This is a genomic window from Deferrisoma palaeochoriense (assembly GCF_054656955.1).
This window is the reverse complement of record NZ_BAAHXI010000161.1, coordinates 1-776: the sequence shown is the minus strand read 5'-3', so window position 1 is coordinate 776 and position 776 is coordinate 1. Positions and strand designations below refer to the sequence as shown.

The following is a 776-nucleotide window of genomic DNA, read 5'->3' as shown; positions in this document are numbered from 1 at the left end:
CCGGGATGGGTGTCGGTTTGAACGCAACTTGGTATCAGGTCGATTCCTTGAACCGCTGCATCATGAGGGCCTGCATGCGGCGGGCCACCTCGGCCCGGTCGTGACCCTGGGTGAGCCGGCGGGCCAACTCCGTCCCGGCCGCCCGGGCCGCCGCGAGAACGCCGGGCTGCTTCGTGACCCGGGGAATCTTCTCCTCGGTGATCTTCACGCCCTCGCCGTAGAGGAAGTAGGGCACCCCCACCTTGCAGGTTTCGCCGTACCCGCAGGTGAAGCACGACGCCGCCCCCTGCCCCGACACCTTGGCCACGGTCTCGATGAAGTTGTAGAGGAAGAACTTCTCGATCTCGTCGGCCGGGAACCGTCCGTCCCCACCCCCCACGCCGATGGCCACCCCGAGCTTGCCCCACAGGGCGTCGCCCTCCCGGTGCCGGAACTGGTACCACCGCTCCAGGAACGCGTGGGTCGTGGCGTTGAGGCCCGAGTAGTAGTTGGGCGCCCCGATCACGTAAGCGTCGGCCTCGACGATCTTCTCTCGCAAGGGGGCCATGTCGTCGGCTACCTTGCACACGTTGTCGGCCACGCACCCCAGGCACGCGATGCACCCGCCGATCTGCTTACCCCTGAGGTGGACGATCTCGTAGGGGAGCCCCGTGGCCTCGACGCAGAGGGTGACCAGGGTGTGGACACCTGAATCCTCGGGGGACCGGGGGCTTCCGACGATGCCGAGAATCTTCATGGGGGTACCTCCGGATGAGTTCGGGCTGGAACGCGAACAG

1 protein-coding gene is annotated in these 776 nt (G+C 66.9%); it reads right to left on the bottom strand.

Annotated elements, in window-relative coordinates:
- Positions 1 to 34: 34 nt before the first annotated feature.
- Positions 35 to 736 (bottom strand): flavodoxin family protein, encoded by a 702-nt coding sequence (locus tag ACYQ8L_RS18525; protein ID WP_459943300.1) that lies wholly within the window; start codon positions 734 to 736, stop codon positions 35 to 37.
- Between the last annotated feature and the right edge of the window lie 40 nt (positions 737 to 776).